Here is a 20912-nt window from a genome sequence, read left to right as displayed (position 1 = left end):
CGAGGAATTCCGCCGCGTCTATACCACCGTGTCGCGCGGCGAGCGGGATTCCACCCGCGCCAAGAAGGAGATGATCGAGGCCAATCTGCGCCTGGTGATCTCGATCGCGAAAAAATACACCAATCGCGGCCTGCAATTCCTGGACCTGATCCAGGAGGGCAATATCGGCCTGATGAAGGCGGTCGACAAATTCGAGTACCGCCGCGGCTATAAATTCTCGACCTACGCCACCTGGTGGATCCGCCAGGCGATCACCCGCTCGATCGCCGACCAGGCCCGCACCATCCGCATCCCCGTGCATATGATCGAGACGATCAACAAGCTGGTCCGCACCTCGCGGCAGATGCTGCACGAGATCGGCCGCGAGCCGACCCCGGAGGAGCTGGCCGACAAGCTCGGCATGCCGCTCGAGAAAGTGCGCAAGGTGCTGAAGATCGCCAAGGAGCCGATCTCGCTGGAGACGCCGATCGGCGACGAGGAAGACAGCCATCTTGGCGATTTCATCGAGGACAAGGGCGCGATCATCCCGCTCGACGCCGCGGTGCAGGCCAATCTGCGTGAAGCGGCGACACGGGTGCTGTCATCCCTGACGCCGCGTGAAGAGCGCGTGCTGCGCATGCGCTTCGGCATCGGCATGAACACCGACCACACGCTCGAAGAGGTCGGCCAGCAGTTCAACGTGACCCGCGAGCGTATCCGCCAGATCGAAGCCAAAGCCCTGCGCAAGCTCAAGCACCCGTCGCGGAGCCGCAAGCTACGTAGCTTCCTGGATGACTGAGCATGAGCGCTTCAGATCAATCATGCTCTAGGCCGGCTTATCGGGGAAAGGAAAGCAGCCGCTTTTTAAAAAAAGCGGCGCAAAAACTTTTGGCTATGCTGGGTCATGGGCGGTGTCAGCGACAAAGCCCATGGCCCAGCATAAATAAAGTTTTTTTGCTTCTTTTTGTTCACAAAAAGAAGTCTTCTCCTTTGATGGCGCTCTAGCGATGCTCGACTACACCCGCCCGCTGCCGGGTGAGGCGATCGACCGGGTCGTGGTGACGGTGACGTTTCTGCGCCTGAACCGGCGCCCGGAGCGGCCGGTGACGGTGCTGCCGCCGGGCGTGACGCTGCGGGCGGAGACCCTGGATACGGACGCCTACCGGGAGCTCTACAACGCGGTCGGCGCGCCCTGGCTGTGGTGGCTGCGCCGGGTGATGCCCGATGATCTGCTGCGCCAGCATCTGTCGAACCCGGCGGTGCAGGTCTACGTGCTGCGGGAAGACGGTGCCGCGCGCGGCTTCTTTGAGACCGATGCCGCCCACTGGCCCGATGTGAACCTCAATTATTTTGGCCTGCTGCCCGAGGAGATCGGCCACGGGCTAGGCAAGCTGCTGCTCGATGCGGCGGTCGACACGGTGTTCGGCGGCGCGCCGGGCTTACGTGGCATGACGCTGAACACCTGCACCGCCGACCATCCCCGCGCTTTGCCGAATTATCTGGCGGAGGGCTTCCAGGAGGTCCGCCGGGTGCGCGAAGTGTGGGACATTCCGCGCCGGCTGGGGTTCAAAATCCCGCCGCATCTGCGCGGATGAGCTGGGCTGCACCGCGCCTGCTGTTCGAGGATGCGCGCTGTCTCGTGGTCGACAAGCCGGCCGGCCTGCCGGTGCATCCCGGCCGCGCCGGCGGCCCCAGCGTCGAGGATTTTTTCGCGCTCTGGCGGCGCGGTAAGAACGGCCCCTGGGCGGCGCATCGGCTCGACCAGGACACCGCCGGATGTCTCGTGATCGCGCTGAAAAAGACCGCTTTGCTGGAAGCGCAAAGTTGTTTTTCCGGGGGGCAGGCGGAGAAAACCTATTGGGCGGTGGTCCAGGGCGTGCCGGACCAGGAAGACGGCGTGATCGAACTGCCGCTGGCCAAGGTGACGGTGAACCGCGCCTGGAAGATGGCGCCGGATAAGAACGCGCCGCCGGCGGTGACGGCGTGGCGGGTGCGGGGCACGGGCGAGGGGCTTTCCTGGCTGGAATTCTCGCCGAAAACCGGCCGCACGCATCAGATCCGCGCCCATGCCGCCGCAATCGGCCATCCCATCCTGGGCGATGCGGTCTATGGCGGCGGGGCCGGGCGGCTGCATTTGCTGGCCCGCGCGATTCGCCTGCCGCAGCCGGAAATTTTTGCCACCGCCCCCGTGCCGCCCCATATGCAGGCGCAGATGAGGGAGTGCGGCCATGCAGAGGTCTGAATTCGAGCCGGGGCACTACGTGCGCCATCCGCAAAAGCCGGAATGGGGGCTCGGCCAGGTGCAGAGCGCCATCGGCCGGCGCGTCACGGTGACGTTCGAAAATGCCGGTAAGGTCGTGATCGATACCGATGTCGTGGCCTTGCAGATCACCGAGGTGTCTTAAAGCAAAAGAAAGGCTACTTTTTGTGAACAAAAAGTAGCAAAAAAACTTTGCTATGCTGGGTCATGGGCGCTGTCCTGGACAACGCCCATGACCCAGCATAGCAAAAGTTTTTGCGCCGCTTTTTTCAAAAAGCGGCTGCTTTCTTTCCATGAGTCAAAAACTCTCGTTTTTGCAAGTCTGCCACAGCGAAAAGCGATTGTTTTACGACTTGCAACAGGACCGTTTCAGTCCGAAATAGCCGCCATGATTGATCCGTTCGGCCGCACCATTTCCTATCTTCGCGTTTCCGTGACCGACCGCTGCGATTTCCGCTGCGTGTACTGCATGGCCGAGGACATGGTTTTTTTGCCGAAATCGGACCTGTTGACGCTGGAGGAGCTCGACCGGCTCTGCCGCGCCTTCATCCGCCGCGGCGTGAAGAAGCTGCGTTTGACCGGCGGCGAGCCTCTGGTGCGGCGCAACATCATGCAGCTGATCAACCGCCTGGGCGGGGAAATCGGCAACGGGCTGGAGGAGCTGACGCTGACCACCAATGGCAGCCAGCTCGCGAAATACGCCGACGATCTGGTGCAAGCCGGGGTGAAGCGCATCAATGTCAGCATCGACACGCTGGATGAGCAGAAATTCGCCGCGATCACGCGCTGGGGCCGGTTGCCGCAGGTGCTGGACGGCGTGATGGCGGCCAAGGCGGCCGGGTTGAAGGTGAAGATCAACGCCGTGGCGCTCAAGGGCGTGAACGAGGATGACTTCGACGGCATGATCGAATGGTGCGGCACGCACGGCTTCGATCTCTGCCTGATCGAGACAATGCCGATGGGCGAGGTGGACGAGGACCGCACCGCGCAATATCTGCCGCTCTCGCTGGTGCGGGCGCGCCTGGGTCGGCGCTGGACCCTCACCGACAGCAGCTACGCCACCGGCGGGCCGGCGCGCTATATGTCCATCGCCGAGACCGGGCAGCGCCTCGGTTTCATCACGCCGATGACGCATAATTTCTGCGAGAGCTGCAACCGCGTGCGCCTGACCTGCACCGGCACGCTGTATATGTGCTTGGGCCAGGACGACGCGGCGGATCTGCGCACGCCCCTGCGCGCCACCGAGGACGACGCGGCGCTGGACGCGGCCATCACCGAGGCGATCGCGCGCAAGCCAAAAGGCCATGATTTCGTGATCGACCGCCGCCACGCGCGCCCCGCCGTGGCGCGTCATATGTCCGTCACCGGGGGGTGAGGGAAGAAGAAAGCAGCCGCTTTTTGAAAAAAGCGGCGCAAAAACTTCTTCTCCGCTGGGCCTGAGACAGCGAAAACAGCACGGCCCAAAGTAGCAAAAGACTATTTTTTGTTCACAAAAAGTAGTCTTCCTTTATCCTTTCGCTTTGACGGCGCTGCAGCCGGCGACGAAGATATCCACCGCCTGGCGCACTCGTTTCTCCAGCGCCTGCCTTGTGGGGGCGGCGCGGAAGCCGATCAGCACGCCGAGATGAAACTCGCCGATTGCCATGCCGAACAGCATGGCGGACATTTCCTTGGCCTGCGCGGCCGAGCAGCCGCGTTGTACCGCGATATCGGCGAGGCAGGATTCCAGCTGGCTCTTGGCCTTGGTCACGCGGTGGCGGTGAAATACCCGGCCGAGATCCGGGCTGTGCGTGTACTCAGCCATGATCAGCCGCAGGATCGAGATCTGCCCGGGCGAGAGCAGGAAGCGGGCGAGGGCGAGCAGGTTCGCGGTCAGCAGGTCGTGGATTGTCCAGTCGCTCTGCGGCTCGGGGAAGCTCAGCAGGGAGTGGCGGTGCGTGAGCAGCGCCCCGAACAGCTCCGCCTTCGATTCGATCATCGTATAGACGGTTTTTTTCGACATGCCGGCGGCTTTGGCGACGTCGCTCATTGTCGCGGCATGGTAACCTTTCGCGAGAAAAATATCTTCGGCCGCGGTGACCAGCTGGCGCATGCGGTCGGCCTTTCCGGCCTCCTTCGAGGTAGGTTTTTTGGGCGGTTTCGTCACGGTATTGGGCGCCGACATGCGCGACACCATAACGCAAAAAGGTAAACTATCAAGTTTCCATTGCCGTTTGATTTTAAAAAAATCCTGGCTTGACGAAGAAAATAAACGCAGTTACGTCGGTGATATGAAACCAACGGGTTTCCTTTTCCGCGCCTGCGCTCCGCTGCTCACTGCCGGCCTGTCGGCCTGCGCGGTGGGTCCGAATTTTCATCAGCCCGATCCGCCCAGGGTGGCGCTGACGCCCACGCCACTGCCCGCCGCGACCCAAGTCGCCGATGGCAAGGCGCAGGTTTTTCGCACCGGCGCGGACATCTCAGGCGACTGGTGGACACTCTTTCACAGCCCCACGCTGAACACGCTGATCAATGCGGGGCTCGCGCATAACCCGACCTTGGCCGCGAGCCAGCAGACTTTGATCGAGGCCGAGGAGACGGTGCGCGCTGATCAGGGCGGGCTGCTGCCCAGCCTGTCGGCGGGCTTCCAGGTGACGCGCGAAAAAGTGTCCTCGGCGGAACTCGCCAGCTTCGGGACCAGCAGCACGGGCACGATTCCGGCGTTCACCCTCTACAACACCGATTTGAACCTGTCCTACGCGCCGGATGTGTTCGGCGGGGTTCGCCGGCAGATCGAAAGCGATGCCGCGCAGGCGGACTACCAGCGTGACGAGCTGGAGGCGGCGTATCTCACGCTCACCAGCAACATCGTCACCGCGGCGATCACGGAAGCGTCCTTGCGCGGGCAGATCGACGCCACCGACAAGGTCATTGCCGCGGAGCAGCAGGAGCTTGCCATCCTCATCACCCAAGTGGGGCTGGGCGGCGTGGCGCAGGCCCAGGTGCTGCAGGAGCAGGCGACGCTCGCCGCCGCGGAGGCGACGCTGCCGCCGCTGCAATCGCAATTGGCGCAGACGCGCAACCAGCTCGCCGTCTTTGTCGGCGCCTTTCCGGGCGATTTTCACGAGGCCGACTTTACCCTGACCGGCCTGGCCCTGCCGCAGGACCTGCCGGTGAGCCTGCCTTCGGCGGTCGTCGCACAGCGTCCCGATATCCAGGCTGCGGCGGCCCAGCTGCACACCGCCTCGGCCAATCTCGGTGTCGCCGATGCCAATCTGCTGCCGCAGTTCACGCTCTCGGCGCAGCTCGGCCATGAGGCGCTGAGCACCGGCACGCTGTTCACGCCGCAGACGCTGGTCTGGAGCCTGGTGGCTGGCGTCACCCAGCCGCTTTTCGAAGGCGGGACGCTGACGGCGCGCCGCAAGGTGGCGCTGGCGGCGTTGCGGGCGTCCGGCGCGCAATACCAGTCCACGGTGCTTTCCGCTTTCCAGAACGTTGCCGATGCGCTGCAGATCCTGCAATATGACGCCCTGACGCTGGCGGCGGCGCAAGCCGCCGAGGACGCCGCGGCGAGCAGCCTGACGGTGACCACAGACCAGTACAGGCTCGGCGGTCAGCCCTTTACGGCGGTGCTGACCGCGCAGACCACGTATCAAAATGCCGCGATCGCCGAGGTGAAGGCGGCGGCGTCACGACTGACCGACACCGCGGCGCTCTATCAGGCCCTGGGCGGCGGCTGGTGGCACCGCGAAGACGTCGTCGCCTCCTGCTGCGGCATCATTCCATGAGGGTGAGACAATGAGTACGGCAAGCAAGACGGCGTTGCGCATGGTTCTGATGCTGATCGTCGTCGGCCTGATTTTCGGCGGCGTGTTCGGCTACGGTGCGGTGCGCAGCATATTCATCGCCAAGTTCCTGGCCGGCTTCAGCTCCCAGGCGCAGACCGTGGCCACCACCGTCGCGGCCACGTCGAATTGGCAGCCGGCGTTGAGCTCGGTCGGCAGCGTCGTGGCGGTGAACGGCGCCAATCTCTCTGCCGAGGTGGCGGGCATCGTCGACACCATCAGCTTCAAGTCCGGCGATGACGTGCCGGCCGGCGCGCTGCTGGTGACGCTGCGGCCTAACAACGATCCGGCGGTGCTGGCGCAGCTGCAAGCGACCGCCGCCCTCGACGAGATCAATTACCAACGCGATGTCAAACAGTTCCGCGCCAACGCCATCGCGCAGAGCCAGGTCGACACCGACCGCGCCAACCTGCAGGCCGCCCAGGCCCAGGTGCAGGCGCAGCAGGCGCTGATGGTCGAGAAGCACATCCGCGCACCGTTCGCAGGGAGGCTCGGCATTCGTCAGGTCGATGTCGGCCAGTATTTGCCGGTCGGCACGGCGATCGTCACCTTGCAGCAGCTGAATCCGCTTTATGTCGATTTCTACCTGCCGCAGCAGGCGCTGAGCCAGTTGCAGGTGGGGCAGACCGTGAATGTCGGGATCGACGCCTTCCCCGGCCAGACGTTCCCTGCGAAAATTGCCGCCCTCGACGCGGTGGTGGACACCACGAGCCGCAGCGTCCAGGTGCGCGCCACGCTGCCGAACGATAATTTGCTGCTGCGGCCGGGCATGTTCGCCACCGTCAAGGTCAATGTCGGGGCGCCGCAAGAGCTGGTCACGCTGCCGCAGACGGCGCTGACCTACAATCCTTACGGCACGACCGTGTACACGGTGCAGCATCAGACCGACCCGAACGGCAAGCCGGCGCTCACCGCGCAGCAGGCGTTCGTTACCACCGGGGATACAAGGGGTGACCAGGTCGCGGTGCTGACCGGTGTTGCGCCCGGCGCCGAGGTGGTGACCGCGGGGCAACTGAAGCTGCGCAACGGCTCGCCGGTCGTGGTGAACAACGACGTGACGCCGCCGAACAGTCCCGACCCCACGCCGCCGAACGAGTAGCGCGATGAAACGTTTCACCGACCTCTTCATTGCCCGTCCCGTGCTCGCCATCGCGGTGAGCATCCTGATCCTCGTGCTCGGCCTGCGTGCCGTCGGCATGATGCCGGTGCAGCAATATCCCCAGACCGAGAACGCCACGATCACCATCACCACCACCTATCCCGGTGCCTCGCCGGCCGTGGTGGCCGGGTTCGTGACCACGCCGATCGAGAACGCGGTCGCCCAGGTCAACGGCATCGACGACATGACGTCGACCAGCCAGACCAGCACCAGCGCCATCACCATCAACCTGGTGCTGAACCATAATCCGGACTCGGCGCTGACCGAGATCAGCGCCCAGGTGAACTCCATCCTGAACCAGCTGCCGAGTGGCGTGCAGCAGCCTGTGCTGACGCTGGAGGTGGGGCAGACGCTGGACGCGATGTATATCGGCTTCCGCAGTAACGTGCTCGCGGCCAACCAGATCACCGATTACATAACGCGCGTGGTGCAGCCGCAATTGCAGGCCGTGAACGGCGTGCAGACCGCGCAGATTCTCGGCGGCCAGAATTTCGCCATGCGCGTCTGGCTGAACCCGCAGAAACTCGCGGCCTACGGCCTGACCGCCTCCAACGTGTGGACGCAGCTCGGCAACAACGACTTCATCGCGGCTTTGGGCAACACCAAGGGCACGATGACGCAGGTGACGCTGACCGCCTCCACCGATCTGCACACGGCGGATCAATTCGGCGCCCTGATCCTGAAACAGGCGAATGGCGCGATCATCCACCTGCGCGACGTCGCCACCGTCTCGCTCGGCGCCGACAGCTATGAGCAGGCCGTGACGTTCGACAACAAGCCGGGCGTCTATATCGGCATCGAGGTGGCGCCGGGCGCGAACCTGCTCAGCGTCGTCAGCAACGTGCGCAAGATCTTCTCGACGGTGCAGTCGAACCTGCCAAGCGGCCTGACCGGCACCGTCGTCTATGACTCCACCGAATTCGTGAACGCTTCGATCCACGATGTGCTGGTGGCGCTGCTCGAGGCGATGGTGATCGTCACCTTCGTGGTGTTCGCCTTCCTCGGCTCGCCGCGCTCGGTGCTGATCCCGGTGATCGCGATCCCGCTTTCGCTGATCGGCGCCTTTGCGATGATGGCGGCGTTCGGCTTCTCCATCAACCTGCTGACGCTGCTGGCGCTGGTGCTGGCCATCGGTCTGGTCGTCGACGACGCGATCATTGTGGTGGAAAACGTCAACCGGCATCTCGACGAAGGGCTGAAACCGATCGCCGCAGCGCGCATCGCCGCCGCCGAACTCGGCGGGCCGATCATCGCCATGACCGTGGTGCTGATCGCGGTGTATGTGCCGATCGGCTTCCAGAGCGGCCTGACCGGCGCGCTGTTCACTGAATTCGCTTTCACGCTGGCCGGTGCGGTGACGATCTCGGCGATCGTCGCGCTGACGCTGACGCCGATGCTCTCTTCGCGCTTTCTCAAGCCGATCGATCGCGCCCATCCCAACTGGGAAGGCAAACTGGTCGGCTTCATCGACCGCCGTTTCGATGAGGTGCACCATGTCTATACCAGGATGCTGAAGAGCAGCCTGGATACGATTCCGGTCACCATCGTCTTCGCGCTCATCATCCTGAGCAGCATCTTCTTCCTGGCGCAGGGCTCGAAGAGCGAATTGGCGCCGCAAGAGGACCAGGGGGCGGTGCTCCTCAATGCCACCTCGGCGGCGGATGCGACGACGCCGCAGCACGCCATGTGGGATTCGCACCTCACCGCCATCGTGCAGAAACTGCCCGAGACGGAGCATACGTTCCAGATCTACGTACCGGGCACGGAGATCGTCGGCGCGGTGCTGAAACCCTGGGACCAGCGCCGCCGCAACGCGAACACCCTGCAGGCGATCTTGCAGAAGGAGGCCAATGAAGGTGATGCCGGCCAGCAGGTCGCCGCGTTCCAGTTGCCCTCGCTCCCGGGCAGCCAGGGTCTGCCGGTGCAGTTCGTGATCAAAACGACCGATGATTTCTCGCAACTTTATCCGATCAGCCAGCAATTGCTGCAGGCGGCGCTGAAGAGCGGAAAGTTCATGTTCCTGCAAAGTGATCTCAGACTTGACCAGCCGCAGGCGAACATCGTCATCGACCGCGCCAAGGCGGCCGATCTCGGGTTGAACATGTCCGATGTCGGCGCCGCCCTCGCCGAGGCGCTCGGCGGTGGCTATGTCAATTATTTCAGCCTCGACGGCCGCTCCTATAAGGTGATTCCGCAGGTCCAGCGTGTCTCGCGGCTGAACGTCGCACAGCTGAATAATTACTATGTGACGTCGATAAACGGCATCAACGTGCCGCTCTCCTCGATCGGCACGATCCAGAACACGGTGATCCCGGAAAGCATCAATCACTTTCAGCAGCAGAATTCCGCGACCTTGCAGGGCGTGGCGGCGCCGGGCGTGAGCCAGGCGGCGGCGCTGCAAACCTTGCAGCAACTGGCGGCAAAGATTCTGCCGCCGGGCTACCATGTCGATTACGGCGGGCAGATGCGGCAATTTGTGCAGCAGAGCAGCAGCTTCATTCTCACCTTTGCCTTCGCCGTCATCATCATCTTCCTGGCGCTCTCCGCGCTGTTCAATTCCTTCCGTGACCCGCTGATCATCCTGGTCTCGGTGCCGATGTCGATCGCCGGCGCGCTGATCTTCATCTATCTCGGCTTCGGCAGCCTGACGCTGAACATCTATACCGAGGTCGGGCTGGTGACGCTGATGGGGCTGGTCTCCAAGCACGGCATCCTGATGGTCGAGGTGGCGAACGAGGCGCGGCGGACCGGCATGGGCAAGCGCGCGGCGATCGAATACGCCGCCAATATCCGGTTGCGGCCGATCCTGATGACCACCGCCGCCATGGTGCTGGGCGTGCTGCCGCTGATCGTGGCGACCGGGGCCGGGGCGGCGTCGCGCTACAACATGGGCATGGTCATCGCCGGCGGTCTCTCGATCGGTACGATGTTCACGCTGTTCGTGGTGCCGGCCGTCTATATGGTTCTGGCCGAAGCCAGGGTGGCGGAACCGGAGGCAGGGCCGGCACCGGCCCCAGAGCCAGCTCCGGCCGAGTGAAGAAAGTAGCCGCTTTTTAAAAAAAGCGGCGCAAAAACTTTTGCTATGCTGGGCCATGGGCGTCGTCAGCGACAACGCCCATGGCCCAGATTCACAAAGTTTTTTTGCTACTTTTTGTTCACAAAAAGTAGCCTTCCTTCCTTTTGCCTGCACCATAAACATTACGCTTTATTAACGATAACATTTGTGGCACGGTCGGCGTGTCATGCCAAAAAATGGCTCCCCGAAAGGTTTTGCCGACGTTACGTTGCTGGACACGCTCTCGCCGGAAATCCGCCCGCTCAAACCGGCTGTGGGCGTGGACGGGCACCGCGCCCGGCTGCGCGCGCGCTTCCTGGCCGGCGGCCCGGAGGCCATCGCCGAGCATGAGCTGATCGAAATGACTTTATTCCTGGCGCTGCCGCGGCGGGACACCAAGCCGCTCGCCCGGGCTTTGCTGGCGCGTTTCGGTTCCTACGCCGCGGCGATCTCCGCCAGCGTGCCGGATCTGCTCGAGGTCGAGGGGCTGGGCGAGGCCGGTGTGGTGGCGCTGAAAACCGTGCAGGCGGCGGCGCAGCGCCTGGCCAGGGCCGAAGTGCTGCACCGGCCGGTGTTGAGCAACTGGGACCGCCTGATCGAGTACCTGCAGGCGGTCATGGCGCGGGAGCGGATCGAGCAGTTCCGCGTGCTGTTCCTCGACAACCGCAACCGGCTGCTGGCCGACGAGACGCAGGGCACCGGCACGGTCAATCACACGCCGGTCTATCCGCGCGAGGTGGTGAAGCGGGCGCTGGAGCTGCATGCCAGCGCCATCATCCTGGTCCACAACCATCCCAGCGGCGATCCGTCCCCGAGCGTGGAGGACATCGAAATGACCAAGGAGATCAAGCACGCGGCGCAGGCGCTCAGCCTTGTGCTGCATGACCATATCATCATCGGCAACGGCCAATGGCTCAGCTTCCGCAAGACGGGGTATCTATGAGGCCCAGCCCGTGAGCACGGCCATGCGCAGCCGGGCGACGAGGCGGCCGTCGCGTGTCGGCAACCGGCCCAGCGCCGCGGCGAACAGCGCCGCCGGCGCGAATATTTTGCGGCGCGCGGCCAAGGCGTTGGTCTCGCCGGCATCGCGCAGCTCATGCAACAGCGCCAACGGGTTGGCATACAGAAACTCGATCTCCTCGAGATCGGCGACGGGGAGTGAAAACCCGCCGCGCTGGAGCAGCCCGGCGCAGTCCGATAGTTCCGGAAACGGGGACACGCGCGGGCTGACGCCGCCCGTGAGGTTTTCCTCCGCGTCCAGCAGGGCTTCACGCAGCTCCTGCAGCGTGCCGAAGGCCGGCAGGCTGGCGAGCAGCAGGCCCTCGGGTTTCAACGCGCGGCGCAGCTGGATCAGCGCGCCGGGCAGGTCGGTGAACCAATGCAGCGACAGATGCGCCACCACCAGATCGTATTTCTCCGCCTCAAGTCCGAAATTCTCTGAGTCGATCATGATCGGCGTGCCGCCCGCGATGGCCGCCATGGCGGGCGAAACATCCGCGGAATCGACGGTCATGCCGCGCGCCTGCAGCGCCGGGGCGATCACGCCGCGGCCGCCGAAATCCAGCGCCGTGGCAAAATGCCGGTTGGTATCATCCAGACGGTCGAGCACGCGCGAGGCGAGATCGGTGAGCACCGGGGCGAGGGGGGCGAGGCGCTGCGCCGCGCGGCCGCGATGCCGGCGCACCGCGTCGAAATCGAAAATCGGGTCCACATGAAAACCTTTCTTGGGCAATTTCTGGATACGCTTCTGCCGCCGATCTGTCTCGTCTGCGACGCGCAGGTGCCGGCGGACGGGCACTTCTGCGTCGCCTGCTTTCGCCGCGTGAATTTTGTTTCAGCACCGCTCTGCGACATTTGCGGTGTGCCGCTGCCCTATGCCGCCGCGGCCGAAGCCGGCGGGTGCTGCCGCCTCTGCGCGTTATCGCCGCCGGCCTTTACCCAGGCGCGGGCGGCGTTGCGTTACGATGAGGTGGCGCGGGCGCTGATCCTGCCGTTCAAATACGCCGACCGCACCGACGCGGCGCGCGGCATTGCCCGGCTGATGCTGCGCCCGGGCCGTGAGCTGCTGGCGCGCGCCGATTTGTTGGTGCCAGTGCCGCTGCATCCCGCCAGGCTGCGCTGGCGCCGCTACAACCAGGCCGCCTTGCTGGCCGGTGAACTGGCCCGGCTGACGCATCGCCCCTGTGTCCTCGATGCGCTGTGCCGGGAGAAGTTCACGGCCCCGCTGGAACATATGGACCGCGCCTGCCGCCAGGCGGAGTTGCGGGAGGCCATCGTCGCGCGTGACGGCTTCACCGCGGCTAACAAGACGGTGCTGCTGATTGACGACGTGATGACCACCGGCACCACTGCCAATGCCTGCGCCGCCTCGTTGCGCGCCGCCGGCGCCGCGCGGGTCGACGTGCTCACCGCCGCGCGCGTGGCCGATCCCAGCCTTGTCTGAGGGTCATCTTGCATAATGCAACGCCTCGGCTAGATGAATCTTATGCCCATTATCGAAATTTATACCCAGGCCTTCTGTCCCTTTTGCGCGCGGGCGCTCAGCCTGCTGCGGAAAAAAGGCGTGGAATTCAAGGAAATCGACGCGCCGCATGGCTCGTCCCAGCGCGCGCAGGCGCAGCAGCGGGCCGGCGGCAAAACCTCGGTGCCGCAGATCTTCTTCGACGAGAAGCTGATCGGCGGCTGCGACGACATGATGGCGCTGGAACGCGCCGGGCAATTGGATTTATTGCTAGGCCTATGATCCACTACCAGCTGCGTTGCGACGCGGCCCATGAATTCGATGGCTGGTTTGCGAACAGCGAGGGCTTTGAAAGCCAGGCGCGCCGGGGGCTGATCGTCTGCCCGGTCTGCGCCGACACGCATATCACGCGTGCGCTCATGACCCCCGGCATTCCGCGCAAGGGCGAGAAACGCCCCGAGGCGGCCGAGCCGGTGCCCGCCCCGGTCAGCCCCGCGGCGGGCGGGGTGATCCCCGACGCCGTGCGCGCGGCACTGCAGCGGCTCCGCCAGGAGGTGGAAGCCAATTGCGAATATGTCGGCACCGAGTTTGCCGAGGAGGCGCGCCGGATTCACCATGGCGAGGCCGACCGGCGCGGGATTTATGGGGAGAGCTCTGCGGAAGAAGCCGAGGCGCTAGCCGACGAAGGCATCGACATCGCCCGTATCCCCTGGGTGCGCGGGACAGACAGTTAAGGCGAAGAAAAGACTACTTTTTGTGAACAAAAAGTAGCAAAAAAACTTTGCTATGCTGGGCCATGGGCGTTGGCGGAGACATCGCCCATGACCCAGCATACAAAAATTTTTGCGCCACTTTTTTTAAAAAGCGGCTACTTTCTTAGAGCTTGAGCCGCTGCCGAGCGGCCGCATATTCGCCCCCCAGCCGGGCCACAAGATCGGCCGCTTGGGGGACGCTCTGGATCGCGCCGATGCCTTGGCCGGCGCCCCAGATATCCTTCCAGGCCTTGGTGGCGCCCTCATGGAAATTCATGGTCGTCACATCGCCCTCCGGCAGATTGTCCGGGTCCAGCCCGGCCGCCAGAATGCTGGCCCGCAGATAGTTCCCGTGCACCCCGGTGAACAGGCTGGAATAGACGATGTCCGCCGCCTTTCCTTCGACCAGGGCCCGCTGATAGGCGGGCGAGGCGTTGGCTTCTGTGGTGGCGATGAAAGCTGTGCCGATATAGGCCAGGTCGGCGCCGCAGGCCTGCGCCGCCAGAATGGCATCGCCGGTGGCGATGGCACCCGAGAGCGCCAGCGGCCCGGAAAACCACGTGCGGATTTCCTGCACCAGGGCGAAGGGCGAGAGAACCCCGGCATGGCCGCCGGCGCCGGCCGCCACGGCGATCAACCCGTCCGCGCCTTTCTCCACCGCCTTGCGGGCGAAGGCGTCGTTGATCACGTCATGCAGCACGATGCCGCCATAGGCATGGATCGCCGCGTTCACCTCCGGCCGCGCGCCGAGCGAGGTGATGATCACCGGCACCCGGTATTTTACGCAGAGTGCCAGGTCATGCTCCAGCCGCGTATTGGAGCGGTGCACGATCAGATTGACCGCGTAGGGCGCGGATTTTTGCGCCGGATGGTCCAGGTCCCAGGCCGCCAGCGCGGCGGTGATCTCCTCGAGCCAGGCTTCCAGACGCTCGGCCGGGCGGGCGTTGAGCGACGGGAACGTCCCGACGATGCCGGCGGTGCATTGCGCCACCACCAGCTTCGGATTGGAGACGATAAACAACGGCGCGCCGACGACCGGCAGGCTTAGCCGGCCTTGCAGAACCTCTGGTAAGGGCATTCTCGCCTCATGGTTGACGTATCCTATACGTCAACCATTGCCGATTAGGACGCCGGTGGCAAATACCAGGGCACCGCCGAACGCCACCTGCACCGTCGCGCGCAGCGGCGAGGTGTCCATGAAGCGCCAACGCACCCAGGAGATCGCCGACAGTTCCACCACCACCACGCAGATCGCGACGAGCAAGGCGAGATGCAGGTTGGGGATAAGGAAGGGCAGGGTGTGGCCGAGGCCGCCCAGCATCGTCATCAGGCCGGTCACCAGGCCGCGGATATAGGGCGTGCCGCGCCCGGTCAGGCTGCCGTCATCGGAGAGCGCCTCGGCGAAGGCCATGGAAATGCCGGCCCCCAGCGAGGCGGCGATGCCGACGATGAAGGCAGCGTAGGTATGATGCGTGGAGAAGGCGGCGGCGAAAATCGGCGCCAGGGTCGAGATCGAGCCATCCATCAGCCCGACCAGGCCAGGCTGGACATATTGCAGCATGAACATGCGCCGCGCATGCGCATCCTCGGTCTCGCGTGTATGCGCGGGCAGGTTCTCTTCCGAGAGAGCGTCGGCGCGCTGCTCATGCTCCTGTTCCGCCTCGGCCAGGTCGCCCAGCAGTTTGCGGATCGACACGTCGGTCGCGCGCGAGGCGGCCAGGCGGTAGAAGCGCTGGGTTTCGGCTTCCATGCTCTCGGCCAGCTTGCGCACATCGTCGATGCTCGGCTTGGGCAGCTGCCAGACCGGCTTGCGGGAGATGAAGCCGCGCACATCCTGGCGGCGGACCAGCGGGATATGGTCGCCGAATTTTTCCTGGTAGATGTCGAGCAGGCGGCGCCGGTGGTCGCTCTCCTCGGTGGCCATGGCGCTGAACACATTGGCCGAGGCCGGAAAATCGTCGCGCAGCCGCTCGGCGAGGTCGTTATAGATGCGGCCGTCTTCTTCCTCAGAGCCGATCGCCAACGCCAGAACTTCACGTTCAGAAAGCTGTGAGAAATCTCGCATGTAACACTCCTTATCGGCGCGTCATGTGGCTGCTGAATCGGCATCGGTCAAGGGAATAATCTCCACTTGCGAATGAGTGTCATTGGCAAAATCATGAGGTTTTTTGTAGGCTTTCACCATTCCGTGCGGTGCGCGGTTTGGCCACGCGCTTCTGACAAAATGATATAAAAGCAAAACAAACAAGTTCGCTCATGACGGCGCTGCGGGGCAATGATGCTGCCTGCCAAAGCAAAGATCCGGAGCAGGTTCCGTGAGCATGAGGGGAGGGAACCTGTGTCAACGGGGCGCGTGTCGGGGAGATGACCTGATGTTCCGGCGGTAGCACCAGGCGGCGTGGTCGCACGCGCCGCGGCTTGCGGCCGCGTGCAGACGTCATCATCTCATCATACTGTTGCCAGAATTGTGGTTTTTGCTGGGCTGCGCGGGAACAAGGAGAGGGTCATGGAAGGCACAGAATACGCACGGAAGCTGGAAGAGCTGGACCGTCTGCTCAACGATCTCGACGCGCCGGTGGAACCGGCCCGGCTTTGGCGGCTGCTCGCCGAACTTACCCGGCATGACCGCGAGCCGCCGGGCGCGGTCAAATCCACCCGGCACTGACCCCGGCGCGCAAGCCGCGACGCCTGGGCCCCAGGCCGGGATAAAAACGTATCAAATGGTTGCGGAAAAACCGTGCGCGCTTGGAGGTCCGGGCGGGAATCGAACCCACATTCGCGGATTTGCAGTCCGCTGCATCACCACTCTGCCACCGGACCTTAGGCGCACGGGCCCGCCCTATATCCTCGGGTCGGCCGCCTCGGTCAAGCCACGTTGTATCAGAATGATTTAGGCGCAGCACCCGCCCGGCATCGCGGTTGAGTTATTCCTGGCCGGCCCGCTATAAGGACCCCATCACCGCTTGAATAGAAGGTTTTACATGGCAGACCAGACCGCTCAGGATACCGCGCGCGCGAACATGGTGGACAGCCAGGTGAGGCCGAACCAGGTGCACGACACCCGCGTCATCGAGGCGATGCGCGCTTTGCCGCGCGAGGCCTTCGCACCTTCTGGCGCCTTCGCCTATGCAGATGCGGACCTCGATCTGGGCCAGGGCCGTTACCTGCTCTCGCCCCTGGTCACCGCCCGGCTGGTGCAGCTGGTGCTGGAGACCAGCCCCGCCCATGTGCTCGTGGTCGGCGCCGGCAGCGGCTACGCCGCCGCGTTGCTGGCCGCCTGCGGCGCGCAGGTGGTGGCGCTCGAGGAGGAGACCCGTCTCGACACCGGCGCCCTGGCCCGCCTGGCCCCGAAGGTCGACGCCGTCACCGGAAAACTCGCCGCGGGCTGGCCGTCTTCCGGCCCCTATGACGCAATTCTGATCGAAGGTGCGGTGCCTTCCATTCCCGAGACTTTTGCCGCGCAACTAACGCCAGCCGGTCGGCTGGTGACGATCATGGCCGATCATGATGAACCCGCCGGCCTTGGCCGTGGCGTGGTGGCCTCGGCCACCGGCAACGGGTTCGCCGTGGTGAAAATGTTCGACTGCACGGCGCGGATCCTGCCCAGCTTCCGCCGTGCGCCGGAATTCGCGCTGTGAGTCGTGCTGCCCTGTCCCTGCGCGGGCTGCTGCTGTGCGGCGCCGCCGCCGGCGCCGTTTTGGCGCTGCCGCATGCCGCCCAGGCTGCACGGCCGACCACGCTGACCCAGGCTTTGGCCGAAGCCTATGAGAATAACGCGACGCTGCAGGAGCAGCGCGCCAGCTTGCGCGCCACCGACGAGACGGTGCCGACCGCTTTGTCCGGCTGGCGTCCGACCGTCACGATCTCTGAAACAGCCGGGCAGGTCACCGGTAATGAGACGGAGCTGGAAACGGGGCTGAATCCCGCTGATGTTCTGGCCACCAGCAAGGTCACAACGGCCGAGAACCGCACGGAATCGCTCGCGCAGGCGACGCTGACGCAGCCGATCTATAGCGGCGGCAGGGTGATCGATTCCACGCGCGAGGCGAAGAACTCGGTGTATGCGGCGCGGGCGCAGCTGCTCGCCACTGAGCAGACCGTGTTTCTCAACGTCGTCACCGCCTATGTCACGGTGATCACCGACCGGCAGGTGCTGGCGCTCGATCAGAGCAACCAGGAGGTGCTGGAGCAGCAGCTGCTGGACACCAACGACCAGTTCAAGGTCGGCGAGATCACGCTCACCTCGGTGGCGCAGGCCCAGGCCGCGCTCGCCCAGGCGAAGGCGCAGGTCGAGATCGCCGACGGCAATCTGGAAATCGCGCGCGAGAATTTCCGCGAGCTGGTCGGCGACTATCCGGGCAAGCTGACGCCGCCGCAGCCGCTCGTGCTGCCGGTCAATTCCAAAGTCAGCGCCGCCAATGCCGCTATCGCCAACAATCCGTTCGTGATCGCCGCCGAATTCACCGACGCCGCCAACAAGGACGCGGTGGATGTGGCCTTCTCCAGCCTGCTGCCGCAGCTGAGCCTGCAGGTTGCCGGCTACAACGAGCAGAACCCGCTGCTGCCGCACTCCGAGATCATCGGCGGCGAGGTGCTGGGCGAGCTGAGCGTGCCGATCTATCAGGGCGGCGCGGAATATTCCGCCATCCGCATGGCGCGCGCCAAGCGGCAGCAGAGCTTCGCGGCGATTCTCGATGCGCAGCGCACCGCCTATCAGCAGGCGACCCAGTCCTGGATCGGGCTGGTCTCGTCCCGCGCCGCGATCGTCAGCACCAATGCCGAGATCCGGGCCAACGCCATCGCCCTGGACGGGACCGAGCGCGAGCAGCTGGTCGGCACCCGCACCACGCTGGACGTGTTGAACGCGCAGGAGCTGCTGCTCAACTCGCAAGTGCAGCAGGTCGAAAACATCGCGACACTGGTGGACAACTCCTATACGGTGGCGTCGGCGATCGGCCGCCTGACCGCGACCGATCTCGACCTTCCGGTCAAACTCTATGACGACCAGAAATATTATGACGCGGTGAAGTATGCCGGTTTCGGCACCGGCGAGTCGGCGGACAGGGCGGCGGGAGTCGCTCCGGACGGCACGTTGCTGGATGCCAGCGGCCATCCCATCATCGCTGACGAGCCGACGCCGCCCCAGGCACCCTGAGAGGTTGGTTGATGAGCGATGACAACGGTTTGGTGAATCGCGGGGGCGCCGAGGAGCCTTCGATGGATGAGATTCTCGCCTCGATTCGTCGCATCCTCAAGGAGGACGAGAAGGGGGATCTGCGCGGGGACTCCACCGAAAACCCCGAGGACGAGATTTTGATTCTCAGCGCCGCGATGGAGGCGAAGCCAGAGGACAATTCCGTGCCTTTGGCGCTGCCGGAAGATCCCTTCACGATCCCCACACCAGAGCCTGTGGCGGCGCCGCAGGACGCCCCAATAAACGCGCCCGAGAACGGGACTGAAATGGAACAAGCGATGGATGATCACGTGCAATCACCGGCCGGGCTGGTCAGCGAGGCGGCGACTGCGGAGATCACCAGCGCGCTGGGCCCGCTGGTGCGCAGCATGAGCCTGGAGCGTTCGGCCACGATCAGCCGCGGCGGCCTCGCTTTGGAGGACATCGTCCGCGAGGAAATCCGCCCGCTTCTGAAATCCTGGCTCGATTCACATTTGCCGAGCCTGGTCGAGCGTATCGTCCGCGCCGAGATCGAGCGCGTCATCGACCGCACAAAGTCGTAAATTTTTTTCCTCGCCCGCTTGGGCCCAATACCGGAAATTGTCTGTGAGCACGCTCGATAAGCATTTCGACCCGGCCGCCTGCGAAGGCCGGATTTATCGCCAATGGGAAGAGTCCGGTGCGTTCGCCGCCGACCCGTCACGCCCCGCTGCCCCCTACACGATCATGATCCCGCCGCCGAACGTGACCGGGACGCTGCATGTCGGCCACGCTTTGACCAACGTGCTGCAGGATATTTTCATCCGCTATCGCCGCATGCAGGGGCGCGACGTGCTCTGGCAGCCCGGCACCGACCATGCCGGCATCGCCACGCAGATGGTGGTGGAGCGGTTGCTGGATCAGGAGAAGACCTCCCGCAAGGCGCTCGGGCGCGAGACTTTTCTCGCCCGCGTCTGGAAATGGAAGGAAGAATCCGGCGGCGCCATCACCCAGCAGCTGCGCCGCCTCGGCGCCTCGCCGGACTGGGCGCGCGAGCGCTTCACCATGGATGAGGGCCTTTCCGCGGCTGTGCGCGAGGTGTTCTGCACCTTGCACGCCCAGGGGCTGATCTATCAGGACAAGCGCCTGGTGAACTGGGACCCGGCGTTGCAGACCGCGATCTCCGACCTTGAGGTCGAGAGCCGGGACATGAAGGGCCATATTTGGCACATCCGCTATCCGGTGGAGGGTGGAGCGGAAATCGTTGTCGCCACGACGCGTCCGGAGACGATGCTGGGCGACACCGCGGTCGCCGTGAACCCTGAGGATGAGCGCTACAAGGACATGGTCGGCCGGCACGTCATTCTGCCGCTGACCGGGAGAAGAATCCCGATCATCGCCGACGAATATTCCGATCCGGAAAAGGGCACGGGCGCGGTGAAAATCACCCCGGCGCATGATTTCAACGATTTCGAGGTCGGCAAGCGGCACGGGCTCGCCATGCCCTCGATCCTCGACCGCACCGGGCGCATCACTTTGGCCGAACTCGGCGACATGCCGGAATTCGTCCGCTCCCTGGAAGGGGAAGACCGTTTCGTCGCGCGGAAAAAAATCGTCGCGGAACTGGAACGGCTGGAGATCCTCGACAAGGTCGAGCCGCACGCCAATGCCGTGCCGCACGGCGACCGCTCCGGCGTGCCGATCGAGCCGCTGCTGACCACGCAATGGTATTGCAATGCCGGCGTGCTGGCCAAGCCGGCGATCGAGGCGGTGGAAACTGGCAAGGTCAAATTCATCCCGCAGCAATGGGAGAACACCTTCTTCGCCTGGATGCGCGACATCCAGCCCTGGTGCATTTCCCGCCAGCTCTGGTGGGGCCATCGCATCCCCGCCTGGTATGGGCCGGATGGGTCCGTTTACGTCGCCCGCAATGCGGAAGAGGCGCAGAAAAAGGCCGGGCCTGGCGTGGAACTCACCCAGGACGAGGACGTGCTCGATACCTGGTTCTCCTCCGCGCTCTGGCCGTTCTCCACGCTCGGCTGGCCGGAACAGACGCCCGAACTGGCCAAATATTACCCCACCGACACGCTGGTCACGGGCTTCGACATCATCTTCTTCTGGGTCGCCCGGATGATGATGATGGGGCTGCATTTCATGGGCGATGTGCCGTTCCGCACCGTGTATATTCACGGCCTGGTGCGCGACGAGCGCGGGCAGAAAATGTCCAAGTCCAAGGGCAACGTGGTCGATCCGCTGAGCCTGATCGACGC

21 protein-coding genes and 1 tRNA gene are annotated in these 20912 nt (G+C 64.3%); 17 read left to right on the top strand and 5 right to left on the bottom strand.

What is annotated here, in order from left to right:
- From rpoD to moaA, 5 genes are all read left to right on the top strand, one after another.
- On the top strand, positions 1 to 778 hold a 778-nt coding region (gene rpoD, locus VGG47_RS08165; RefSeq protein WP_331537307.1), incomplete at its 5' end, for an RNA polymerase sigma factor RpoD.
- 208 nt (positions 779 to 986) lie between these two features.
- Positions 987 to 1574, top strand: a complete 588-nt coding sequence (locus VGG47_RS08160; protein WP_331537305.1) for a GNAT family N-acetyltransferase — start codon at positions 987 to 989, stop codon at positions 1572 to 1574.
- On the top strand, positions 1571 to 2221 hold the full coding sequence (locus VGG47_RS08155) for an RluA family pseudouridine synthase (protein WP_331537303.1): 651 nt from the start codon (positions 1571 to 1573) through the stop codon (positions 2219 to 2221). The genes VGG47_RS08160 and VGG47_RS08155 overlap by 4 nt, the downstream gene beginning before the upstream one ends.
- Positions 2208 to 2384 carry a DUF3553 domain-containing protein gene (locus VGG47_RS08150; protein WP_331537301.1) on the top strand — a complete coding sequence of 59 codons (177 nt, stop codon included), beginning with the start codon at positions 2208 to 2210 and terminating at the stop codon, positions 2382 to 2384. Before VGG47_RS08155 ends, VGG47_RS08150 begins: the two co-directional genes overlap by 14 nt.
- A gap of 243 nt (positions 2385 to 2627) precedes the next feature.
- Positions 2628 to 3614, top strand: coding sequence for a GTP 3',8-cyclase MoaA (moaA, locus tag VGG47_RS08145; protein WP_331537299.1), 987 nt, complete (start codon positions 2628 to 2630; stop codon positions 3612 to 3614).
- A gap of 132 nt (positions 3615 to 3746) precedes the next feature.
- On the opposite strand, the gene VGG47_RS08140 is transcribed toward moaA, so the two are convergent.
- Positions 3747 to 4403 carry a TetR/AcrR family transcriptional regulator gene (locus VGG47_RS08140; RefSeq protein WP_331537297.1) on the bottom strand — a complete coding sequence of 219 codons (657 nt, stop codon included), beginning with the start codon at positions 4401 to 4403 and terminating at the stop codon, positions 3747 to 3749.
- 106 nt (positions 4404 to 4509) lie between these two features.
- Between VGG47_RS08140 and VGG47_RS08135 the strand changes: the two genes are divergently transcribed.
- The 4 genes from VGG47_RS08135 to radC all read left to right on the top strand — a co-directional run bounded on the left by VGG47_RS08135 (position 4510) and on the right by radC (position 11220).
- On the top strand, positions 4510 to 6006 hold the full coding sequence (locus VGG47_RS08135) for an efflux transporter outer membrane subunit (RefSeq protein WP_331537295.1): 1497 nt from the start codon (positions 4510 to 4512) through the stop codon (positions 6004 to 6006).
- A 10-nt stretch (positions 6007 to 6016) separates the two neighbouring features.
- Positions 6017 to 7162: an efflux RND transporter periplasmic adaptor subunit gene (locus VGG47_RS08130; protein WP_331537293.1), complete on the top strand. Its 1146-nt coding sequence runs from the start codon at positions 6017 to 6019 to the stop codon at positions 7160 to 7162.
- Between the two features lie 4 nt (positions 7163 to 7166).
- A complete protein-coding gene (locus tag VGG47_RS08125; RefSeq protein ID WP_331537291.1) occupies positions 7167 to 10259 on the top strand; it encodes an efflux RND transporter permease subunit in 3093 nt (1030 codons plus the stop codon).
- A 205-nt stretch (positions 10260 to 10464) separates the two neighbouring features.
- The gene (gene radC, locus VGG47_RS08120) at positions 10465 to 11220 is read left to right on the top strand and encodes a RadC family protein (RefSeq protein WP_331537289.1); all 756 of its coding nucleotides are present in this window, start codon (positions 10465 to 10467) and stop codon (positions 11218 to 11220) included.
- Here the strand turns inward: radC and VGG47_RS08115 are convergent.
- Positions 11215 to 11988 carry a methyltransferase domain-containing protein gene (locus VGG47_RS08115; protein WP_331537287.1) on the bottom strand — a complete coding sequence of 258 codons (774 nt, stop codon included), beginning with the start codon at positions 11986 to 11988 and terminating at the stop codon, positions 11215 to 11217. The genes radC and VGG47_RS08115 overlap by 6 nt on opposite strands.
- On the opposite strand from VGG47_RS08115, the gene VGG47_RS08110 reads away from it, so the two are divergent.
- From VGG47_RS08110 to VGG47_RS08100, 3 genes are read left to right on the top strand one after another with little or no spacing between them, the layout of a single operon-like run.
- Entirely contained in the window at positions 11989 to 12720 is a 732-nt protein-coding gene (locus VGG47_RS08110) for a ComF family protein (RefSeq protein WP_331537285.1), read from the top strand.
- A gap of 42 nt (positions 12721 to 12762) precedes the next feature.
- The gene (gene grxC / locus VGG47_RS08105; RefSeq protein WP_331537282.1) at positions 12763 to 13020 is read left to right on the top strand and encodes a glutaredoxin 3; all 258 of its coding nucleotides are present in this window, start codon (positions 12763 to 12765) and stop codon (positions 13018 to 13020) included.
- Entirely contained in the window at positions 13017 to 13472 is a 456-nt protein-coding gene (locus VGG47_RS08100; RefSeq protein WP_331537280.1) for a DUF1178 family protein, read from the top strand. Before grxC ends, VGG47_RS08100 begins: the two co-directional genes overlap by 4 nt.
- A 142-nt stretch (positions 13473 to 13614) precedes the next feature.
- Here the strand turns inward: VGG47_RS08100 and VGG47_RS08095 are convergent, their stop codons facing one another.
- Complete coding sequence (locus VGG47_RS08095; protein WP_331537278.1) at positions 13615 to 14568, bottom strand: NAD(P)H-dependent flavin oxidoreductase; 954 nt, start codon at positions 14566 to 14568, stop codon at positions 13615 to 13617.
- 30 nt (positions 14569 to 14598) lie between these two features.
- On the bottom strand, positions 14599 to 15555 hold the full coding sequence (gene mbfA, locus VGG47_RS08090) for an iron exporter MbfA (RefSeq protein ID WP_331537277.1): 957 nt from the start codon (positions 15553 to 15555) through the stop codon (positions 14599 to 14601).
- A 441-nt stretch (positions 15556 to 15996) separates the two neighbouring features.
- Between mbfA and VGG47_RS08085 the strand changes: the two genes are divergently transcribed.
- Positions 15997 to 16155: a peptide chain release factor 1 gene (locus VGG47_RS08085; RefSeq protein WP_331537275.1), complete on the top strand. Its 159-nt coding sequence runs from the start codon at positions 15997 to 15999 to the stop codon at positions 16153 to 16155.
- An 81-nt stretch (positions 16156 to 16236) separates the two neighbouring features.
- Here the strand turns inward: VGG47_RS08085 and VGG47_RS08080 are convergent.
- Positions 16237 to 16310: transfer RNA gene (locus tag VGG47_RS08080), tRNA-Cys, on the bottom strand.
- A gap of 161 nt (positions 16311 to 16471) precedes the next feature.
- Between VGG47_RS08080 and VGG47_RS08075 the strand changes: the two genes are divergently transcribed.
- The 4 genes from VGG47_RS08075 to VGG47_RS08060 all read left to right on the top strand — a co-directional run.
- On the top strand, positions 16472 to 17128 hold the full coding sequence (locus VGG47_RS08075) for a protein-L-isoaspartate O-methyltransferase family protein (protein ID WP_331537273.1): 657 nt from the start codon (positions 16472 to 16474) through the stop codon (positions 17126 to 17128).
- A complete protein-coding gene (locus VGG47_RS08070) occupies positions 17125 to 18645 on the top strand; it encodes a TolC family outer membrane protein (protein WP_331537271.1) in 1521 nt (506 codons plus the stop codon). Before VGG47_RS08075 ends, VGG47_RS08070 begins: the two co-directional genes overlap by 4 nt.
- An 11-nt stretch (positions 18646 to 18656) precedes the next feature.
- Positions 18657 to 19226, top strand: coding sequence for a DUF2497 domain-containing protein (locus VGG47_RS08065; RefSeq protein ID WP_331537269.1), 570 nt, complete (start codon positions 18657 to 18659; stop codon positions 19224 to 19226).
- A gap of 43 nt (positions 19227 to 19269) precedes the next feature.
- The coding region (locus tag VGG47_RS08060) for a valine--tRNA ligase (protein ID WP_331537267.1) at positions 19270 to 20912 on the top strand (1643 nt) is incomplete at its 3' end.

The organism is Acidocella sp. (assembly GCF_036489515.1).
Lineage (GTDB): Bacteria > Pseudomonadota > Alphaproteobacteria > Acetobacterales > Acetobacteraceae > Acidocella.
This window is presented reverse-complemented; position numbering and strand designations above follow the sequence as displayed.

Excerpts from the sequence above, each read along its gene's own strand:
- radC (WP_331537289.1), top strand. The coding sequence starts at position 10,465 with ATGCCAAAAAATGGCTCCCCGAAAGGTTTTGCCGACGTTACGTTGCTG.
- VGG47_RS08135 (WP_331537295.1), top strand. The coding sequence starts at position 4,510 with ATGAAACCAACGGGTTTCCTTTTCCGCGCCTGCGCTCCGCTGCTCACT.
- VGG47_RS08110 (WP_331537285.1), top strand. The coding sequence starts at position 11,989 with ATGAAAACCTTTCTTGGGCAATTTCTGGATACGCTTCTGCCGCCGATC.
- mbfA (WP_331537277.1), bottom strand. The coding sequence starts at position 15,555 with ATGCGAGATTTCTCACAGCTTTCTGAACGTGAAGTTCTGGCGTTGGCG.
- VGG47_RS08095 (WP_331537278.1), bottom strand. The coding sequence starts at position 14,568 with ATGCCCTTACCAGAGGTTCTGCAAGGCCGGCTAAGCCTGCCGGTCGTC.
- VGG47_RS08155 (WP_331537303.1), top strand. The coding sequence starts at position 1,571 with ATGAGCTGGGCTGCACCGCGCCTGCTGTTCGAGGATGCGCGCTGTCTC.
- grxC (WP_331537282.1), top strand. The coding sequence starts at position 12,763 with ATGCCCATTATCGAAATTTATACCCAGGCCTTCTGTCCCTTTTGCGCG.
- VGG47_RS08065 (WP_331537269.1), top strand. The coding sequence starts at position 18,657 with ATGAGCGATGACAACGGTTTGGTGAATCGCGGGGGCGCCGAGGAGCCT.
- VGG47_RS08150 (WP_331537301.1), top strand. The coding sequence starts at position 2,208 with ATGCAGAGGTCTGAATTCGAGCCGGGGCACTACGTGCGCCATCCGCAA.
- VGG47_RS08160 (WP_331537305.1), top strand. The coding sequence starts at position 987 with ATGCTCGACTACACCCGCCCGCTGCCGGGTGAGGCGATCGACCGGGTC.
- VGG47_RS08125 (WP_331537291.1), top strand. The coding sequence starts at position 7,167 with ATGAAACGTTTCACCGACCTCTTCATTGCCCGTCCCGTGCTCGCCATC.
- VGG47_RS08130 (WP_331537293.1), top strand. The coding sequence starts at position 6,017 with ATGAGTACGGCAAGCAAGACGGCGTTGCGCATGGTTCTGATGCTGATC.
- moaA (WP_331537299.1), top strand. The coding sequence starts at position 2,628 with ATGATTGATCCGTTCGGCCGCACCATTTCCTATCTTCGCGTTTCCGTG.
- VGG47_RS08085 (WP_331537275.1), top strand. The coding sequence starts at position 15,997 with ATGGAAGGCACAGAATACGCACGGAAGCTGGAAGAGCTGGACCGTCTG.
- VGG47_RS08140 (WP_331537297.1), bottom strand. The coding sequence starts at position 4,403 with ATGTCGGCGCCCAATACCGTGACGAAACCGCCCAAAAAACCTACCTCG.
- VGG47_RS08100 (WP_331537280.1), top strand. The coding sequence starts at position 13,017 with ATGATCCACTACCAGCTGCGTTGCGACGCGGCCCATGAATTCGATGGC.
- VGG47_RS08075 (WP_331537273.1), top strand. The coding sequence starts at position 16,472 with ATGGCAGACCAGACCGCTCAGGATACCGCGCGCGCGAACATGGTGGAC.